This window comes from Micromonospora aurantiaca ATCC 27029, assembly GCF_000145235.1.
Taxonomy (GTDB): Bacteria; Actinomycetota; Actinomycetes; order Mycobacteriales; family Micromonosporaceae; genus Micromonospora; species Micromonospora aurantiaca.
In genome coordinates this window covers 1,531,064-1,549,757 of the sequence record NC_014391.1, presented here as the reverse complement: position 1 = coordinate 1,549,757, position 18,694 = coordinate 1,531,064, and the positions used below count along the sequence as shown (strand labels likewise).

Annotated in this window: 19 protein-coding genes; 3 read left to right on the top strand and 16 right to left on the bottom strand. The window is 73.7% G+C overall.

The genetic code is table 11. The features are described from left to right. Nucleotides 1-119: 119 nt before the first annotated feature. Nucleotides 120-1,349, bottom strand: a complete 1,230-nt coding sequence (locus tag MICAU_RS07460) for a winged helix-turn-helix domain-containing protein (protein WP_013284686.1) — start codon at nt 1,347-1,349, stop codon at nt 120-122. Nucleotides 1,350-1,428: 79 nt separating this feature from the next. Between MICAU_RS07460 and MICAU_RS07455 the strand changes: the two genes are divergently transcribed. Next, nucleotides 1,429-1,974, top strand: coding sequence for a GNAT family N-acetyltransferase (locus MICAU_RS07455; protein WP_013284685.1), 546 nt, complete (start codon nt 1,429-1,431; stop codon nt 1,972-1,974). Here MICAU_RS07455 and MICAU_RS07450 read toward each other — a convergent pair. Further along, on the bottom strand, nt 1,879-3,183 hold the full coding sequence (locus MICAU_RS07450) for a glycosyltransferase family 87 protein (RefSeq protein WP_013284684.1): 1,305 nt from the start codon (nt 3,181-3,183) through the stop codon (nt 1,879-1,881). The two genes, MICAU_RS07455 and MICAU_RS07450, sit on opposite strands and share 96 nt — an antisense overlap. A gap of 35 nt (nt 3,184-3,218) precedes the next feature. Between MICAU_RS07450 and MICAU_RS07445 the strand changes: the two genes are divergently transcribed. After that, on the top strand, nt 3,219-3,803 hold the full coding sequence (locus MICAU_RS07445; RefSeq protein WP_013284683.1) for a GNAT family N-acetyltransferase: 585 nt from the start codon (nt 3,219-3,221) through the stop codon (nt 3,801-3,803). 203 nt (nt 3,804-4,006) lie between these two features. On the opposite strand, the gene MICAU_RS07440 is transcribed toward MICAU_RS07445, so the two are convergent. The 7 genes from MICAU_RS07440 to truB form a co-directional block, all read right to left on the bottom strand. Then, a complete protein-coding gene (locus tag MICAU_RS07440) occupies nt 4,007-4,474 on the bottom strand; it encodes a GNAT family N-acetyltransferase (protein ID WP_013284682.1) in 468 nt (155 codons plus the stop codon). Between the two features lie 76 nt (nt 4,475-4,550). After that, nucleotides 4,551-5,312: a 4-hydroxy-tetrahydrodipicolinate reductase gene (dapB, locus tag MICAU_RS07435; protein WP_013284681.1), complete on the bottom strand. Its 762-nt coding sequence runs from the start codon at nt 5,310-5,312 to the stop codon at nt 4,551-4,553. Between the two features lie 72 nt (nt 5,313-5,384). Further along, complete coding sequence (locus MICAU_RS07430) at nt 5,385-6,752, bottom strand: M16 family metallopeptidase (protein ID WP_013284680.1); 1,368 nt, start codon at nt 6,750-6,752, stop codon at nt 5,385-5,387. Between the two features lie 121 nt (nt 6,753-6,873). After that, a complete protein-coding gene (locus tag MICAU_RS07425) occupies nt 6,874-9,264 on the bottom strand; it encodes a polyribonucleotide nucleotidyltransferase (protein WP_013284679.1) in 2,391 nt (796 codons plus the stop codon). A gap of 220 nt (nt 9,265-9,484) precedes the next feature. Continuing rightward, nucleotides 9,485-9,754 carry a 30S ribosomal protein S15 gene (rpsO, locus tag MICAU_RS07420; protein ID WP_013284678.1) on the bottom strand — a complete coding sequence of 90 codons (270 nt, stop codon included), beginning with the start codon at nt 9,752-9,754 and terminating at the stop codon, nt 9,485-9,487. 182 nt (nt 9,755-9,936) lie between these two features. Beyond that, nucleotides 9,937-10,863 carry a bifunctional riboflavin kinase/FAD synthetase gene (locus MICAU_RS07415; protein WP_013284677.1) on the bottom strand — a complete coding sequence of 309 codons (927 nt, stop codon included), beginning with the start codon at nt 10,861-10,863 and terminating at the stop codon, nt 9,937-9,939. Nucleotides 10,864-10,895: 32 nt separating this feature from the next. Then, nucleotides 10,896-11,780, bottom strand: a complete 885-nt coding sequence (truB, locus tag MICAU_RS07410; RefSeq protein ID WP_013284676.1) for a tRNA pseudouridine(55) synthase TruB — start codon at nt 11,778-11,780, stop codon at nt 10,896-10,898. Between the two features lie 108 nt (nt 11,781-11,888). Here truB and MICAU_RS07405 point away from each other — a divergent pair, with 108 nt between their 5' ends. Beyond that, nucleotides 11,889-12,884, top strand: coding sequence for a hypothetical protein (locus tag MICAU_RS07405; RefSeq protein WP_013284675.1), 996 nt, complete (start codon nt 11,889-11,891; stop codon nt 12,882-12,884). Nucleotides 12,885-12,890: 6 nt separating this feature from the next. Here MICAU_RS07405 and MICAU_RS07400 read toward each other — a convergent pair whose 3' ends face one another. The 7 genes from MICAU_RS07400 to MICAU_RS07370 all read right to left on the bottom strand — a co-directional run bounded on the left by MICAU_RS07400 (nt 12,891) and on the right by MICAU_RS07370 (nt 18,657). Then, nucleotides 12,891-14,210 (bottom strand): MATE family efflux transporter, encoded by a 1,320-nt coding sequence (locus tag MICAU_RS07400; RefSeq protein ID WP_013284674.1) that lies wholly within the window; start codon nt 14,208-14,210, stop codon nt 12,891-12,893. Between the two features lie 596 nt (nt 14,211-14,806). After that, nucleotides 14,807-15,016: a DUF6186 family protein gene (locus MICAU_RS07395; RefSeq protein WP_030269837.1), complete on the bottom strand. Its 210-nt coding sequence runs from the start codon at nt 15,014-15,016 to the stop codon at nt 14,807-14,809. After that, nucleotides 15,016-15,423, bottom strand: coding sequence for a hypothetical protein (locus MICAU_RS07390; RefSeq protein ID WP_013284671.1), 408 nt, complete (start codon nt 15,421-15,423; stop codon nt 15,016-15,018). Before MICAU_RS07390 ends, MICAU_RS07395 begins: the two co-directional genes overlap by 1 nt. Before the next feature lie 145 nt (nt 15,424-15,568). Further along, nucleotides 15,569-16,615, bottom strand: a complete 1,047-nt coding sequence (locus MICAU_RS07385) for a DHH family phosphoesterase (protein WP_013284670.1) — start codon at nt 16,613-16,615, stop codon at nt 15,569-15,571. Continuing rightward, on the bottom strand, nt 16,612-17,097 hold the full coding sequence (gene rbfA, locus MICAU_RS07380; RefSeq protein WP_013284669.1) for a 30S ribosome-binding factor RbfA: 486 nt from the start codon (nt 17,095-17,097) through the stop codon (nt 16,612-16,614). Before rbfA ends, MICAU_RS07385 begins: the two co-directional genes overlap by 4 nt. Before the next feature lie 181 nt (nt 17,098-17,278). Next, complete coding sequence (locus MICAU_RS07375; protein ID WP_013284668.1) at nt 17,279-17,572, bottom strand: DUF503 domain-containing protein; 294 nt, start codon at nt 17,570-17,572, stop codon at nt 17,279-17,281. Between the two features lie 41 nt (nt 17,573-17,613). Further along, nucleotides 17,614-18,657, bottom strand: coding sequence for a TRM11 family SAM-dependent methyltransferase (locus tag MICAU_RS07370; RefSeq protein ID WP_013284667.1), 1,044 nt, complete (start codon nt 18,655-18,657; stop codon nt 17,614-17,616). Between the last annotated feature and the right edge of the window lie 37 nt (nt 18,658-18,694).

Sequence of the window (18,694 nt, the reverse complement as noted above, 5' to 3'; positions counted from 1 at the left end):
GAGATGGGCCGGCGAGCGCGTGCGACGGCGATCCGGACTCCGGCTGCGCGTGCCCGTGCGGGTGCGGCTGGGGGTGCGGGTCGGGCGCGGTGGCAGGCCGGTCAACGCTCGTCACGCGCTCACCGTACACCGGCCACGCCCACCAGCGCGGCGGCCAGCGGCCCCGCGAGGTCGCCCGCGGCGGGCGGGGCGACCGCGTCCAGGCCGAGCCAGCCGGCCAGCCGGTAGAGCTCGGCGGCGAGCGCCACTGCCGTCTCCCCCGGGTCGGCGCCCGGCTCGACCCAGGCGGCCGGCACCAGCAGCGCCCCGGCCTTCCGGTCGGCCTTCAGGTCGACGCGGGCGGTGAAGCGCTCGCCCTGTCGGAACGGCAGCACGTAGTAGCCGTAGACCCGCTGGGGCGCCGGCACGTAGATCTCGATCCGGTAGGTGAAGCCGAACAGCCGCTCGGTGCGCGCCCGCTCCCAGACCAGCGGGTCGAACGGGCTGACCAGCGTGTTGCCGCGTACCCAGCGGGGCAGCCGCGCGTCGGCGTGCAGGTAGGCCGGCTGCCGCCAGCCCTGCACCGTGACCGGGGTCAGTTCGCCCGCCTCGACCAGCTCGGCCACCGCCCGCCGCGCCCCGGCGACCGGCAGCCGGAAGTAGTCGCGCAGGTCCGTCTCGGCGGCGACGCCGAGCGAGCGGGCGGCGATCGACACGAGCGACCGGTGCGCCTCGGCGTCGCCCGGGGTGGGCGCGTCCAGCACGGCGGCCGGGAGCACCCGCTCGGGCAGGTCGTAGCGGCGGGCGAACGAGTTGGTGCGGTCGGCGGCGGTGACCTCGCCGGCCCAGAACAGGAACTCCAGCGCCCGCTTCACGGCCGACCAGTTCCAGCCCCAGTTGCCGGTCTCCCGCGGGGCGTCGTGCTCGATCTCGGCCGCGGTCAGCGGCCCCCGGGCGGCCACCTCGTCGCGGACCCAGGCGACCAGCTCGGGCTGCTCCTCGGCGATCCGGCGCATGCCGCCCCACGCCTCGTCGCGGGCCTTGGCCATCCGCCAGCGCAACGCCGGGTGCAGCCCCACCGGGACCAGCGACGCCTCGTGCGCCCAGTATTCGAACAGCTCACGCGGGCGGCGGTAGGCGGCGGTGTCCAGCAGGGCGGTCGGGTACGGCCCGAGCCGGCTGTAGAGCGGCAGGTAGTGCGCGCGCTGGAGCACGTTCACCGAGTCCATCTGGATCAGCCCGACCCGGTCGAGCACCCGGCGCAGGTGGCGGCGGGTGGGCACGCCTGAAGGCGCCGGGTCGGCGAAACCCTGGGCGGCCAGGGCGATCCGGCGGGCCTGGGCGAGGGAGAGCGATTCCGGTACGGCCATCGTCGGCGACCCTAATCCAGCGGTACGACATCGGGAGCGGCGGCTGGACCGATCGCCCGTCGGGGCATAGAACGGACAGGTGCTCACCATTCGCCGGGAGGAACCGGACGACGCCGAGGCCATCGCCCGGGTGCACGTCCACGGCTGGCAGGCCGGGTACGCCGGGATCATGCCCGAGGAGGTGCTGAGCCGGCTGAACCCGCGCGCCTGGGCGCAGCGCCGCCGCGACCTCGGCACCGCCGACCCGGAGCACCCGTTCACCACGCTCGTCGCCGTGGACGGCGGCACGATCGTCGGGTTCACCACGTTCGGGCCGTACCGGAACAACCAGGACCGCGGCGACCTCGACCCGGCGCACGGCGAGCTGCTGGCGATCTACCTGGAACCGGCGCACTGGGGTTCGGGCGCCGGCCGGACGCTGCTCGCGGCGGCCCGGGACGGCCTGGCCGAGCGGGGCTGGACCGGGTACCGGCTCTGGGTGCTCGCCGACAACGCCCGGGCCCGCCGCTTCTACGAGCGGGCCGGGCACTCACCGGACGGTGAGGAGTCCGCCTACCCGGTGCCGCTGTCCGGTGGCCGCACCCCGATCCTGCTCCGCGAGCTGCGGTACACCACCGGAGGCTGACCCGGCCGGGACGCCGTCGCCGGGACGCCCGCCGCCGGCCGGCGTGAGCCAGCGCCGGACCGGCAGCCCGAGCAGCAGCGCCAGGCTGATCCACACGTACGTGTTGCTGCCGAGGAAGCCGTCCACGCCAGTGAAGTCCTTCTCCCAGGACCAGACGATCCGGCTGCACAGCAGCGCGTACCCGATCAACGCGGCGGCCAGCAGCAGACGGCGCCGGCGGCTGCGCGCGGGCGCCGCCATGCCGTTGTCGACGAGCAGGATCAGGCCGGGCAGCAGCCAGACCAGGTGGTGCACCCAGGTGACCGGGCTGACCAGGCACATCACGGCACCGGTGAGGGCCAGGCCGGTGGCCTCGTCGCCGGCGGCCACCGCCGCCCGCGAACGCCACGCCCACACCACGAGCGTCAGGAGTACGAGCACCAGCCAGGCGATCGTGCTCGGGTGCTGCGGGTCGAGCCGGGCGACCACCCCGCGCAGCGACTGGTTGGAGACGAACGCCAGCTCGCCGACCCGGTCGGTGTTCCACAGCGCCTCGGTCCAGAACTCCCGGGAGGCGTCCGGGAAGAGACCGGCGGCCACCAGCGTGGCGACGGCGGCCGTGCCGACTGTGGTCAGCGCGGCCCGCCAGCGGCCGGTGACCAGCAGGTAGACGATGAAGATGCCGGGCGTCAGCTTGATCGCGGTGGCCAGGCCGATGCCCACGCCCGCCCAGCGGCTGCGCGCCGGCAGCAGCCACAGCAGGTCCACCGCCACCAGGAACAGCAGCAGCATGTTGACCTGGCCGAAGTTGACCGTCTCGCGCATCGGCTCGTACGCGGCCGCCAGGCAGAGCGCCACAGCGAGCGCGAACCAGCGGGTCCAGCCGGACCGGCGGGCCACCGGGTCCAGCAGCCGCCAGATCACCACGGCGCTCGCCAGCACCGTCGCGGTCACGCTCACCACGATCGCCGCGCCCCACGGCAGGTACGCCATCGGCAGCATCACCAGTGCGGCGAACGGCGGATAGGTGAAGCCGTACTGCGTGCCGGGGCGCAGGAAGTCGTAGATCTCCCCGCCGTCACGCGCCCAGTAGGTCAGCGCGCCGTAGTAGACCTGGAGGTCGAAGAAGCCGTGCCGCACGGCCGCCACGGAGAGGAACACGGTGACCGCCGCGGCGAGCGCCACCACGGCGACGACCTGCGTGATCGTCCGCCCGGCACCCTGCGCCACCGTCACCCTCCTCGCCCTGCGTAGGCTCACGTGCCATGGCTGCAGGCTACGTCCGGCCCGCGCGTCCCGAGGACGCCGGCGAGATCGCACGCATCCAGCTCGCGACCTGGCGGGTCGCGTACCGCCGGATCCTGCCACGGCACGTGCTCGACAACCTCGACGAGGCGTACCTCGCGCGGCGGTGGAGTGCGGCGGTGCAGGAGCCGCCCTCGGGCGCGCACCGGGTGCTGGTCGCCGTCGAACAGGCGGCGCAATCCTATCTGGTGGGGTTCGTCGCCTCCGGTCCGGCCGACGCCGACGCGCTCGCCCCCGACGAGCCGGCCGAGGCGCTCGGCTCGGACGTCGCCGCGGTCACGGATCTGCTGGTCGAGCCCCGGTGGGGGCGGCGCGGGCACGGCAGCCGGCTGCTCGCCGCGGCCGTCGACCACTGGCGCGCCGACGGTCTGACCCGGGCGGTGGCGTGGGCGTTCGACGCCGACGCCGCGACCCGGAAGTTCCTCGGCTCGACCGGCTGGGAGCCGGACGGAGCGGCCCGCGCGCTGGACGTGGACGACATGCTGGTCCCCCAGGTCCGCCTGCACGTGGCAGTCCCGGAGGAAAATCTTCCGCCGCAGCGATGAGTTCCGCTCGTCTCGCCGGTCCACCCTCGCGTGGGTGGGCCGGCGGTCCCGGCACGGGGCAGGACCGCCACCCCACCCGCCGCACCCCGCCCCGATCCAGTCGATCATGAAGTTGGCGGCCTTTTCGATCTCCCCAACTGCCGCCAACCTCATGATCGGCCAGGTACAGGCCGGGGGGGTGAGGGTGAGGGGGAGGGTGGGGGTCAGGCTGGGGGGAGTTCGGCTACCAGTTCTTCGTCCTCCATCGCGCCTGTGGGGTGGAAACCCAGGGACGTGTAAAGGGCGGCGGCTGGCTTGTTGTCGGGGTGGTAGCTCAGGCGGATCGGCCGGCCCGCCTCGGCGAGCCAGTCGGCGAGCGTCCGCACTGTGGCGCGGCCCAGGCCCCGGCCCTGCTCGGCGGCGTCGATCACCATGCCGCCGATCCAGCGCGACTCGTCGTCGTCCACGCCCCACATGACGTGGCCGACGACCGTCTCGTCGGCGTAGACGGCCAGCGAGTTCCAGACGTCCGAGCGCTCGGTGAGAAGCAGGTAGCGGGCGGCCAGCGCGGCCACGAAGGCGCGCTGGTCGTCGTGCGGCGCGACGTCCGCCACGGCCCGCCAGTTGTCGTCGTCCACCGGGCGCAGCGTCACCCGGCGGCCGGTGCGGTCGGAGTGTCCGGAATCGATCATGAAAGCAGCCTAGGTCCACGCCGCCGACCAGGCAAAACGGTTTCCCGCAGCAGGCCGGAGCACGCCGCGCGACGGATCAGTCGAGCAGGGCGTCCAGGCCGACTGTGAGACCGGGCCGGCGACCCACCTCCCGGACCGCGAGCAGCACGCCGGGCATGAACGACACCCGGTCGTACGAGTCGTGCCGGATGGTGAGCGTCTCGCCGGTGGTGCCGAACAGCACCTCCTGGTGGGCGACCAGGCCGGTGGCGCGTACCGCGTGCACGCGTACCCCGTCGATGTCGGCACCGCGGGCGCCGGCCACCTCGTCGCGGGTCGCGTCCGGCGCGGGACCCAGGCCTGCGTCGGCGCGGGCGGCGGCGATCAGCCGGGCCGTGTGGGTGGCGGTGCCGCTCGGCGCGTCCAGCTTGCGCGGGTGGTGCTGCTCGACGATCTCGACCGACTCGAAGTAGCGGGCGGCGCGCGCCGCGAACTGCATCATCAGCACCGCGCCGATGCCGAAGTTGGGGGCGATCACCACGCCTACGCCGGGCCGGTCGTCGAGCCAGCCCCGCACCTCGGCGAGCCGCTGCCCGGTGAAGCCGGTGGTGCCGACCACCGCGTGCACGCCGTTCTCGACGCACCAGCGCAGGTTGTCCATGACCGCGTCGGGGGTGGTGAAGTCGACGACCACTTCGGCACCCGCCTGCGCCACCGCGTCCAGGTCGTCGCCCTGGTCGACGGCCGCAACCAGCTCCAGGTCGGCGGCGGAGTCGACCGCCTTGCAGACCTCCATGCCCATCCGGCCCCGGGCACCGAGCACACCGACCCGGGCCGCCGTCTTCTGCTGCTCAGTCACGGGCCACAACCTATCCCAGCGCCCGGCACGGGATCCGGCGGACCGACGCGGCGCTCAGGACCGGTGGGGCGCTCAGCCCGTGGCCGTGAAGCTGCCGGAGTCGAACGGACCCACCACGGCAAGCGACATGGGCCGGCCGAGCAGGTCGGCGGCGAGCGTGTTCACGTCGTCGAGCGTCACCGCGTCCACCCGGGCCAGCAGGTCGTCCACCGGCATCAGGTTGCCGTAGAGCAGCTCCCCCTTGGCGAGCCGGCTCATCCGCGAGCCGGTGTCCTCCAGCCCGAGCACGAACGAGCCCTTGCTCATCCCCTTGCCCCGGGCCAGTTCCGCCTCGGTGATCCCCTCGGCGGCCACCCGCGCCAGCTCCGCGCGGGTCAGGTCCAGCACCTCGTCCACCTTGCCCGGCGCGCACCCGGCGTAGACGGCGAACACGCCGCTGTCGGCGTACTGGCTGGCGTAGGAGTAGACCGAGTACGCCAGGCCACGCTGCTCCCGGATCTCCTGGAACAGCCGGCTGGACATGCCGCCGCCGAGCACGTTGTTGAGCACGCCGAGCGCGAACCGCCTGTCGTCGGTGCGGTCGATCCCCGGGCAGCCGAGGATGACGTGCGCCTGCTCGGTCTCCTTCGGCTCGACGAGCGTGGTGGCCGGCTTGGTGCGTACCGTCGGGGTGGCCGCGCGGTGCGGCGCCGGCGACGCCGGGTCGGTGTCCAGCGGGGTGCCGCGCAGCGCCTGCCGGACCAGCTTGACCACTGCGGCGTGGTCGAGGTTGCCGGCGGCGGCGATCACGATCTGCGGCGCGGTGTAGCGGCGGCGGTAGAAGCCCTGGATCTGCCGCCGGGTCATCGGCGTGACCGTCTCCTCGGTGCCGGAGATGAGCCGGCCCAGCGGGTGGTCGCCGTAGACGGCGCGGGCGAACAGGTCGTGCACCTCGTCGCCGGGCTCGTCGTCGTGCATGGCGATCTCTTCGAGGATGACGCCGCGTTCGGTCTCCACGTCGGCGGCGGTCAGCACCGAGTCGGCGACCAGGTCGCACATGACGTCGATGGCCAGCGGCAGGTCCTCGTCCAGCACCCGCGCGTAGTAGCAGGTGTACTCCTTCGTGGTGAAGGCGTTCGTCTCGCCGCCCACGGCCTCGATCTGCGACGAGATCTCCAGCGCGCTGCGCTTGTTGGTGCCCTTGAACAGCAGGTGCTCCAGGAAGTGCGCGGCACCGGCCTGCGAGCCGGTCTCGTCGCGCGAGCCGACCGCCACCCAGATGCCGAACGACACGCTGCGCATCGCCGGGATCGCCTCGGTGAGCACCCGCAGCCCGCTGGGCAGCACGGTACGGCGGACGGTGCCGCCGAGCGGGTCGTCGCTGAGCGTCCGGGTGACCGCGCGGGCCGCCGAACCGGTCGACGCCACCCCCCGTCCCGTCGAGGCGACTGACGAACTCACGAGAACCTGCTCTCCGGATGACGAGGAACGGCGGGACGTACGACGGCTCCAGCTCGCGCAGGCGACCTGGAGCCGTGGGCCGGCCCGGGCGACGCGGACGTCACCCGGGCCGGTCGGTGGATCAGCTGTGCCGGGTCCGGCGACGCGGACGGGACTCGCCGCCGCCCTCGCCACCCTCGGAGCGGCGCTCGCCACCCTCGGAGCGGCGCTCGCCACCCTCGGAGCGGCGCTCGCCACCCCGGTCACCGCGGTCACGCGGGCCACGGTCGCCGCCGCGGTCCCGGCCCGACGGACGGTCGCCACCGGCCGCCTCACCGGCGGCCGGCGCCTCAGCGCCCTCCGGACGGATCTTGTCCAGGTAGATCTTGCCGCGGGCGTCGATGTCCGCGATCTCCACCTCGACCTTGTCGCCGACGTTGAGGAAGTCCTCGACCTTCTCGACCCGCTTGCCGTCGCCCACCTTGGAGATGTGCAGCAGGCCGTCACGGCCCGGCAGGAGCGAGATGAAGGCGCCGAACGCGGCGGTCTTCACCACCGTGCCGAGGAACCGCTCGCCCACCTTCGGCAGGGTCGGGTTCGCGATGCCGTTGATCCGGTCAACAGCGGCCTGGGCCGACGGGCCGTTGGTCGCGCCGACGTAGATCGTGCCGTCGTCCTCGATGGAGATCTCGGCGCCGGTCTCGTCCTGGATCGCGTTGATGGTCTGGCCCTTCGGGCCGATCACCATGCCGATCTTGTCGACCGGGATCTTCACGGTGGTGACCCGCGGCGCGTAGTCCGACATCTCGGCCGGCGCCTCGATGGCCCGCTGCATCACGTCGAGGATGGTCTGCCGGGCCTCGTGCGCCTGCTGCAGCGCGGCGGCCAGCACGTCCGACGGGATGCCGTCGAGCTTGGTGTCGAGCTGCAGCGCGGTGACGAAGTCACGGGTGCCGGCGACCTTGAAGTCCATGTCGCCGAACGCGTCCTCGGCGCCGAGGATGTCGGTCAGCGTCACGTACTGGGTCTTGCCGTCGACCTCGTCGGAGATGAGGCCCATGGCGATGCCGGCGACCGGCGCCTTCAGCGGCACACCGGCCGAGAGCAGGCCCAGCGTCGAGGCGCAGACCGAACCCATCGAGGTGGAGCCGTTGGAGCCGAGCGCCTCGGAGACCTGCCGGATGGCGTACGGGAACTCCTCGCGCGACGGCAGCACCGGGATCAGCGCCCGCTCGGCCAGCGCGCCGTGACCGATCTCGCGACGCTTCGGCGAGCCGACCCGGCCGGTCTCACCCGTCGAGTACGGCGGGAAGTTGTAGTTGTGCATGTAGCGCTTGCGGTTCTCCGGGGACAGCGTGTCCACCATCTGCTCCATGCGCAGCATGTTCAGCGTGGTGACGCCCAGGATCTGGGTCTCGCCGCGCTCGAACAGCGCCGAGCCGTGCACCCGCGGCAGCACGCCGACCTCGGCGCTCAGCGGACGGATGTCACGCGGGCCGCGGCCGTCGATGCGGACCTGCTCGCGCAGCACCCGGTTGCGGACCTCGGACTTGGTCAGCGAGCGGAACGCGGCGGACAGCTCCTTCTCGCGGCCCTCGAACCGGCCGGTCAGCTCCTCGGCGACCTTGGCCTTGATCCGGTCCAGGGCCTCCTCGCGGTCGGCCTTGCCGGCGATCTTCAGGGCCTCGGTGACGTCGGCGCGGGCCACGTCGGCCACCGCGTCGTAGACGTCGTCCTGGTAGTCCAGGAAGACCGGGAACTCGCTGACCGGCTTGGCGGCGACCTCGGCCAGCTCGCTCTGCGCCCGGCACAGCTCACGGATGGCCGGCTTGGCGGCCTCCAGGCCGCTGGCCACGATCTCCTCGGTCGGCGCGGTGGCGCCGTCGGAGATCAGGGCCACCGCGTTCGGGGTGGCCTCGGCCTCGACCATCATGATCGCGACCTCGCCGTCGGCGAGGGTGCGGCCGGCCACGACCATGTCGAAGGTGGCCCGGGCCAGCTCCTCCAGGGTCGGGAAGGCGACCCACTGGCCGTCCACGTGCGCGACCCGGGTCGCGCCGATCGGGCCGGAGAACGGCAGGCCGGAGAGCTTGGTCGACATCGAGGCGGCGTTGATGGCCACCACGTCGTACGGGTGCTGCGGGTCGAGCGCCAGCACGGTCTCGACGACCTGGACCTCGTTGCGCAGGCCCTTGACGAACGACGGGCGCAGCGGCCGGTCGATCAGCCGGCAGGTGAGGATGGCGTCCTCGCTGGGCCGGCCCTCGCGGCGGAAGAACGAGCCGGGGATGCGGCCCGCGGCGTACATCCGCTCCTCGACGTCCACCGTCAGCGGGAAGAAGTCGAACGACTCGCGCGGCTGCTTGCCGGCGGTGGTGGCGGAGAGGACGACCGTCTCGCCGAGCTGGGCGACGACGGAGCCGGCGGCCTGACGGGCCAGGCGGCCGGTGGAGAAGGTGATCTCACGGGTGCCGAAGGACCCGTTGTCGATCACCGCGGTGCGGGATTCGGTGCCGAGGTTGGTCTCGGTCATGTGCTGTGGTGCTCCTTCGCGTCGTCGGCCGACGACACGGGAACTGCTCAGGCGGCCGGTCTTCGATCGAAGCGCCCGGGGTGGCCGGCGTCGTGCCGGGATTCCCGGGGGCCACTACCGGAGACCGGTGCTGACCGGCTCCCTCTTCGGGTGTCGCGCGGCCGGGTTCTTCGGTGGTACTGCAACGGGGGAGCGGCCAGGCGGCCACTCCCCCGTCAGGTCATCGGCGCAGGCCGAGCCGCTCGATGAGCGACCGGTAGCGGTTGATGTCCTTCTTCTGGACGTAGTTCAGCAGCCGGCGGCGCCGGCCGACCAGCAGCAGCAGCCCACGGCGGCTGTGGTGGTCGTGCTTGTGCACCTTCAGGTGCTCGGTGAGCTCCGCGATCCGCTTGGTCAGGACCGCGACCTGCACCTCGGGCGAGCCGGTGTCGCCCTCGGCGGTCGCGTACTCCTGGCGGATCTTGGCCTTGGCTTCCTGGTCGAGCGCCATGTTCTCCCTGTTTCGTGGGTCATTCGATGAGGTCCGGAGCGGTCGTGGTGACCGGTGCAACGGACCGGTTCCTCGCACCCGCGGCGTCGTGCAGGCACGCGAGGCCCCCGTCGGTCAGCCGACGTCTCCGTCAGCCTACCAGCCCTCGGGACGGACGGCCGGTCAAGGTGGCCCCGCGCCGGTCAGAGCACCGCCCGGCGGGTGCGTTCCACGTCCTCGGCGATCTGGGCCACCAGCGGTTCGATCGCGTCGTATGTCCGCTGCTCACGCAGGTGCGCCACGAAGTCGAGCGCCAGCCGCTCGCCGTACAGGTCGCCGCTGAAGTCCAGCGCGTACGCCTCCACCCGCCGCTCCCGGCCGGAGAACGTCGGGTTGGTGCCGATCGACACGGCCGCCGCCAGCGGTTCGCCGTCGCGGCGCACCAGGCGGGCCGCGTACACCCCGTCGGCCGGCACCGCCGCGTACCTGTGGGTCAGCAGGTTGGCGGTGGGGTAACCCAGCTCACGTCCGCGCTGGTCGCCGCGGACCACCACGCCCTCGACGCGGTGCGGGCGGCCGAGCGCCGCCGCCGCCGCGCCCACGTCCCCCGCGTCGACGCAGGACCGGATGTACGTGGAGGAGAAGACGGTCCCCGCCTCGGCGACCAGCGGCGCCCCCTCGACGGCGAACCCGAAGGTGCGGCCCAGCCGCTCCAGCAGCGGCACGTCACCGGCGGCCCGGTGCCCGAACCGGAAGTTGTCACCGACCACCACCAGCGCGGCGTGCAGGTGCGCGACCAGGACGTCGTGCACGAACGCCTCGGGTGGCAGCCGGGAGAACTCGACGGTGAACGGCACCACGCAGAGCACGTCCACGCCGAGCGCCTCGATCAGCTCGGCCTTGCGGGCCGGCTCGGTCAGCACCGCCGGGTGCGAGCCGGGGCGTACCACCTCGGCCGGGTGCGGGTCGAACGTCACCACCACCGACTTGACGCCCAGCTCCCGGGCGCGCGCCACGGCGTGACCGATGGTGGCCTGGTGCCCCCGGTGCACGCCGTCGAAGACGCCGATGGTGACCACCGAGCGTCCCCAGCCGCCGGGCGCCGCCTCGTACCCCCGCCACCGCTGCATGCCGTTCCTCCCCCTGTCCGCCCGCGCGCCGTTCAGGCCGGGGCCAGCACGATCTCCGCGCGGGCCCGACCGTCCCGCTCGCTGACGATAGCGATCAGCCCGCCCGCCGGGTCGAAGACCGCGTACGGCCCGGTGATCCCGGCGGGCGCGAGCGGCCCGCCGTGGGACAGCACCCGGGTCTCGTCGGCGGTGGCGTCCCGGCGCGGGAAGAACCGCGCGGCGGCGGCGTCCAGCGGCAGGTTCACCACGTCCGGCGCGCGCTCCTCGAGCTGGTCGAGCGTGGCCGCCTCGGCGAGCGTGAACCCGCCCACAGCGGTCCGGCGCAGCGCGGTGAGGTGACCGCCGACGCCGAGCGCCGCGCCCGCGTCGCGGGCCAGCGCCCTGATGTACGTCCCGGACGAGCAGGTCACGTCCACGTCCACGTCCACCACGTCCGGGACGTCCCGGCGGATCGCCAGCACGTCCAGCCGCGACACGGTGACCCGGCGGGCGGGCAGCTCGACCGCCTCCCCGTCGCGGACCCGCTTGTACGCCCGCTGCCCGTCGATCTTGATGGCGCTGACCGCGCTCGGCACCTGGTCGATCTCGCCGGTGAGGGCGGCCAGCGCGGCGCGTACCCCGTCGTCGGTGACCGCTCCGGCCGGGGTGGTCGCGACCACCTCGCCCTCGGCGTCGTCGGTGACCGTGGCCTGTCCCAGCCGGATCGTCGCGGCGTAGCTCTTGCCGGCGCCGATCACGTACGTGAGCAGCCGGGTCGCCCGGCCCACCCCGATCACGAGGACGCCGGTGGCCATCGGGTCGAGCGTGCCGCCGTGACCGACGCGGCGGGTACGCGCCAGCCGCCGGATGCGGGCCACGACGTCGTGCGACGTCATGCCGCCGGGCTTGTCGACCACGATCAGACCGTCTGTGCTCACGACCGCCAAGCCTGCCAGACGTCGGTGATCGGCCCTGCGGGGGATACCGCCCAGCTTCGGCGGGGTGTCAAGATCGTGCGCCAGCGCCCCGTCTGCCCGGGAAGTCCGATGACCGATCACCGCTCCGCCCCCGACCCCTACTTCTCCGCCGGCCCGCCGGAGGACGAGTTGGGACGGGTGCCCGAGTGGCTGCGCCGGCCCGAGCCCGAGGTGCCGCCCGGCCGCGCGGACCGCCTGCGGATCGCGCTCGGCGGGCACTCCGGCAAGCTGCTCGGCGGCGTACTCGCGCTGGTGCTGCTCGCGTTCTTCGGGCTCGTCGGGGGCCTCGGCTACCAGGGCTTCCAGCGCTGGCGGGAACCGGCCGCCGAACACCCCACGGTGAGCCTGCCGGTCGGTGAGCAGGCGTCCTCGTCGGCCTCGACCCCGCCGGCCGCCGGCCCGTTCGACGGCACCCCGGCGGCGGCCTTCCCGGAGGGCGCGGCGGGAATCGCGCTGCCCCGCGCCAAGCGCACCGGCCCGTTCACCGAGAAGCAGGTGGCCGACACGCTGGCCAAGGTACGCAAGGCGCTGGTCACCGCCCGGCTGGACCGCACCTTCTTCACCGCGAAGGACCCGGAGCGGCTGGTGCGCCAGTTCGCCCCGGACGCGCGGGCCGGCGTGCGCGACGACTTCCCCACCGGCGAGGCGAGCACCTACGCGACCCGGCTCGCCCCCGGCGCCCGGCTCACCGCCGACCAGCCCCGGGTCAAGGGCCGGATCAGCTACCGGGCGACGAAGGACCGGGACGGCATCCGCATCCTGGAGGTGACCACGAACTTCGTCTGGGCGTACGCGTTCCCCACCACCAGCCCCACGCCGGGCGACGGCGTCGTGGTGGTCCACGACACGGTGAAATGGAGCATCCCGCACCCGGCCGACGTGACCACTGCCTCCGCCGGGCTGTGGATCGAGCGGGCCGACTCGTACGCCTCCAACATCGACTGCGCCGCGCTGGACAAAGGGCTGCTCGCGCTCGGCAAGCAGTCGTTCGGCGGGCCGGCCGACCCGGACCCGGACGCGGTCTTCGACCCGGACAAGACGGTCGATCTGCCGGACACCTGCTGACCGGCGTCAGCGCACCGCGCCGACCACCGCCCACGCACCCGAGCGCATCCGCAGCAGCAGGCCGGCCAGCCGCAGCACCACGAACAGCGTCAGTCCGGCCCAGATCCCGCCCAGCCCGAGGTCGAACCCGTAGGCCAGCCAGATCGCCGGCAGGAACCCGCCGAACGCACACACGATGGTGAGGTTGCGCAGGTAGCGCACGTCGCCCGCGCCGATCAGCACCCCGTCGAGCGCGAACACCACGCCGCCGATCGGCTGGAGCGCCACGAACCACGGCCAGGCCGTCATGGCCTGCTCGCGTACCTGCGGATCGGAGCTGAACCACGACGGCACGACGCCGGCGCCGGCGGCGATGAGCACCGCGAAGGCCACGCCGCACAGCCCGCCGAGCAGCGCGATGCGGCGGGCCAGGAACCGCGCGGCCGCCGCGTCGCCGCCGCCGAGCGCGGCGCCGACCAGCGACTGCGCGGCGATGGCCAGCGCGTCGAGCACCAGCGCGGTGAAGAACCACAGCTGTACGGCGATCTGGTGCGCGCCGACCGCGGCGGCCCCGAAGCGGGCCGCGACGGCTGTGGCGGACAGGAAGCTGGCCTGGAACGCGACGCCCCGCACGAGGAGGTCCCGGCTGAGCACGAGCTGCTGACCGATCACCCGCGGCCGGGGGCGCAGCGAGACCCGCTCCCGCACCAGCGCCGCCGCGAACAGCACCCCGGACAGCGTCTGCGCGATCGCGTTCGCCACCGCCGAGCCGACCAGGCCGAGCCCGGCCGGGTAGACGAGCAGCGGGCAGAGCACCGCGGAGAGCAGGTTCGGGCCGAGCACGAACAGCAGCGGGCGGCGGGTGTCCTGGATGCCGCGCAGCCAGCCGTTGCCGGCGGCGGCGAGCAGCAGGCCGGGCGCGCCGAGAGCCGCGATCCGCAGCCACCCGGCGGCGGCGTCGGCCACCTCGCCGGGGCCGCCGACGAGGGTACGCGCCAGCGCGCCCCCACCGATGCCGATGGCGACCGCCACCAGCACTCCGGTGGCGAGCGCGAGCCAGGACGCCTGGACGCCCTCGGCCACCGCGGCGGCCCGGTCCCCCGCCCCGAAGCGGCGGGCCGAGCGGCCCGTTGTGCCGTACGCGACGACGGTCCCGACCCAGGCGGTGAGCGTCATGACCGTGCCGCCGACGGCGAGCGCGGCCAGCGGCACCCGGCCGAGGTGACCGACCACCGCGGTGTCGACCAGGACGTAGAGCGGCTCGGCGGCCAGCACCACGAGGGCGGGCAGCGCGAGCGCGGCGATCCGCCGCGGCGAGGCGGTGACGGAGGTGGCGGTGGTGCTCATCGCCGCCGATCCTGGCACGCCCCCAGTAAGGCACGCAAGGCAGGCGACTACTTACCCACAGCGGCCGGGAAGCGGGCGGGTTCCCGAGCGGCGGTGACGTCGGCGTCGGGCCGGGGTGTGGTCCTCGGGCCCGGCCGGCGTCACCGCCGGACGGCGTATGTCACTGACGGGTGTCCATCGAGGTCTGCAGCGCGCGGCGCATCTGCTCGCGCGCCTCGTCGGTGGTGGTCTCGGTCTGCGGCTTGCGCTTGCTCGGCATCTCAAGGTCCTTCCAGGGTGCGGACCGCCGGGACGTGGCGGTCCTACGGGCGCCCGGCGCTCCGGATCGGCGCGACAGCGAATCGCGCCGCGACCGGAAGTCGTCGGCGGCTGAGCGCCCGGCAGCGGTCCGGGATCACCGGAGCGGCTCGCCTGGCAGCGGGAGCCCGGGTCGGTCTGACCCTGGAGGGAGGCGAAGCCGGGTGCGGCACCACCGCCCGTGACCAGCGCCGCGAAGCGCCGGTCCCGCACCCAAATTAACGTTCACTTTCCAGATGCTGCCCGCTGTTCCCGAAATGCGGAAAGATCAACGTCGTCGTCCGGTCCGGCGAGGGCGGTCAGCGGGCCAGGAAGTGCCAGCCCAGCCACCACCAGAAGCCGAACAGCCCGATCCGGCCGACCGGCACCGGGCCCACCTCGTACCGCATCACGAACGCGCAGACGTCGGCCAGCGACGGGATCCGCGACCCCTCGCGGCGCGCGGCCCACTCGACCACGGCGAACAGCACGATCGAGACCAGAAACCCGCCGATCGCCAGTGCCCGCATCATCGGCGCACCAGTCCCCAGAACGCGGACAGCCACGCGAACCAGGCCGCCGAGCGGGCCAGGTTGTCCTCCAGCAGCGGATCGGCCAGCCGGGAGAAGGTGGGGAAGTCGTCACCCACCGCCATCACGAACGTCGCCCCCTCGAAGACCCCGAAGACGGTCACCGGGACCAGCCACCAGAGCGCGACCGACGGCAACCGGCGCGGCGCCGGACGCCGGGGCACCCGGTTGCTCAGGCCGACCCAGATCAACCCCCCGCCGGTGGTGAGGATGTAGAGGTTCGCCGCGGTCGAGAAGGACGGCATCTGGCCGCCGACCAGAGAGAGGCAGATCAGCACCGGCACGGAGACGACCGGCCGGTCCCAGGCCCGGGGCGCCTCGACGGTGAGCTCACGGGGATGATCCATCACCCGATTGTCCCCAGCGTGACGCACCGCGGAAAGCCCGGCACGCGTCGTGATCCCCCGAAAACGCGCCGATCGGCTCACAGTTCCGATCGCCGCCGCACCGGATCGACCGGACCAGAAGGACATATCGCTCCAGCCGGGCGCCTCACGCCACGGGGGTCACCGCGCCGGTGGCCAACTCGGCGCGGATCCGTCCGACCACCTCGTCGAGCGCTCCCCGGCCGGTGAAACCGGCGGCGAACCGGTGCCCGCCGCCGCCGAGCGCCACCGCCACCCGGCTCACGTCCACCGCGCCCTTGCTGCGCAGCGACACCGCCCACTCCGCCTCGCCCGACTGCTTCACCACGCAGCTCACGTCCGCCTCGGCGGTGCAGCGCACCGAGTCGATCAGCGCCTCCAGCACGTAGGCGGGCTGGTCGTGGCGGACCAGGTCGTCGCGGGTGGCGTACGTCCAGACGAGGCCGTGCCCGGCGGCGGCCGCCGGTTCCAGCGCGGCCCGGCCCAGCACCTCGCCGAAGAGGCGGACGGCGCCGAACGGGCGGGTGTCGAAGATCCGCCGGGAGATGTCACCGGGCCTGATGCCCGTGGCGATCAGGCGGGCGGCCGTCTCGTGTACGGCCGGTGTGGTCGCCTCGAAGCGGAACGAGCCGGTGTCGGTGGTCAGCGCGACGTACAGCCCGGTCGCGATATCCGCGTCCAGCGTCACGCCGAGCCGGTCCAGCAGCTCCAGCGCGACCACGGAGGTGGCGGCGGCGTGCGGGTCGACCAGGCTGATCCGGCCGAACCCGCTGTTCGAGGCGTGGTGGTCGAGAACGAGCGACGTGCCGGCCGTGTCCAGCCGGTCGGCCAGGTCGCCCAGCCGGGACTCGCTCGCCGCGTCGAAGCAGATCACCAGGTCCGGAGCCGGGTACGCGTCGTCCTGCGGCACCAGCAGGTCCACGCCGGGCATCCACCGGAACGGCTCCGGCACCTCCGGCGGGCCGGGGAAGGTGGCCTGTAGATCGCGTACGCCGAGCCGGCGCAGACCCAGCCCGAAGCCGAGCATGCTGCCCAGCGCGTCCCCGTCCGGGTTCACGTGGCAGATCAGCAGCACCCGCGCGTCGGCGGGGAGATCGCGTACCGCCGCGACGGCGGCCGCCCATGCGGTCTCGGTGGGCCCGGCCGGCGCGCCACCCGCGGCGGCCTCGGTCACCGGCGGTCGCCGGCGCGCGGCTCGTCGTCGCCCTCGTCCTCGGCCGGGGCGTCCTCGTCGTCCTCGTCCTCGTCCCGGTACGGCTGGGCGTCACCCGCGTACGAGGCCTGGGCGGCGAGGCGCTGCACCTCGGCGTCGGCGGTACGTGCGGCGGCGAGCAGGTCGTCGATGTGCTTGACCTGGTCCTGCACGTCGTCGAGGACGAACGTGAGCGTCGGCGAGTGCCGCAGCCCGAGCGCCTTGCCGACGGTGCTGCGCAGCATGCCCTTGGCGCTCTCCAGCGCGGCGGCGGTGCTCGCCTGGGCCGCCGCGTCGCCGAGCACCGTGTAGAAGACAGTGGCGTCGCGCAGGTCGGCGGTGATCCGGGCGTCGGTGATCGTGATCATGCCGAGCCGGGGGTCCTTGATCTGGCTGCGCACCACCGACGCGACAAGTTCCCGGATGCGCTCCGCGTGCCGGCGAACCTTTGCCTGATCCGTCATGTCCCCCACCTCCGGGATCACCTGTACCAATGACGGCGCCGGATCACCAGGCGATCCGGGCCGTCGGCCGGAGACGGCGGGCGCGTGGGCGCCGCCGGGTCCGACCGCCCAACGCTGAAGAACACTACCCGCGCCCGGCCGGGCGTCGCGCGGCACGGCCGGAGTACCGCGCGACGCGCCGTCAGTCGTCCGCGCCGTGCAGACGACGGCGCACCGACAGCAGCTCGGTCTCCGGGCGGGCGGCGACCAGCCGCTCGCAGGAGTCGAGCACCTCACGGACGTGGGCCGGCTCGGCGGCCACCACCGCCACCCCGATCTCGGCCCGGCCGTGCAGGTCCAGCGCCCCCACCTCGGCGGCGGAGACCTCGAACTTGCGCAGCGCGGCGACGATCGGCCGGACGTAGGACCGCTTGGCCTTCAGGGACCGGGAGTCACCCGGGAGCAACAGGTCGAACAGTGCGGTTCCGGTATACACGGCGAGCAACGGTACGCCGGGCGGCGCACCCCGGCACGCGATTAAGGCGCGACAGCCACCAGCACGTCCCGCTCGATCGCCTGGTCGACCCGGTGGGCGAAGTCACCGAAGCCCGGGCCGTCGAGCACGCGCAGCCCGGCGTCGGCCAGCACCGCCTCCGCCTGCGCCCGCGGGGCCACGTGCGTGTTCCAGGACAGGCCGAGCGCCCCGCCCGGGCGCAGCAGCTCCCGCCACACGGGCACGGCGGCGGTGAGCAGCTCCAGCGGACTGCGGGACAACCCGTGGTCGGTACGGCTGCCGTGCGCCACGCCGTACGGCGCGTCGGTGACGATCACGTCCGCACAGCGGGCGCGCAACGCCTCGCGGGCCCGGGTGGTGTCGGTGTGCAGCACAATGACGCGCTGGGTGGCCCCGGCCCGGTGCTCGTCCCGCGACGGCGCGAGCACCGCCTCGAACCGGCGGGCCACCAGCTTGCGGTCCCGGCGCACCGACGTCGAGTCGGTGGTGTGCTTGAGCCGCTTGCGGCGCAGCCAGGTACGCAGGAACGCGGCGTACGCGTCCACGTCCTGACTGTCACGCTCGATGCCGATGCCGTCGTAGCCGTACATCAGGGCCTGGTTGAGCGTGGTGCCCCGGCCGCAGAGCGGATCCAGCACCACCACCGGCCCGTCCAGCATCCGCGGCGCGGCGGCGGAGGCGAGCACTGTGACGTTGAGCAGCAGCCGGGTGAACTGCTCGTTGGTCTTTCCGGCGTACTTGGGAATGGTGATCAGGTCGGAGTCGTACCGGGCCAGCGGGCGCAGCGGCACCGGCCGCAGCAGGTCGTCGCCGACCCGCTCGAACAGCGCGTACGCCGCCGAAAGGTTCGCCAGGTGGGCCAGGTCCCGCTCGCCCAGCCCCGGTTCGGCGGTGGTGAACGTCAGGTACTCCACCCCGCCGATCCCGGTCACCTCTGCGGCGGCCGGTACGACGTCCAGCACGCCGGAACCGGCGAACACGGCCAGCTCGGCGCGGGCCAGCCGGGCCGCCGCGTCGGCGTAGACGCGATTGGCGGAGGGGGCGAGGAGCAGCGCGTACCGGATCACGCCGCAGATTGTCGCAGCCTGAGCAGACGGCGACGGC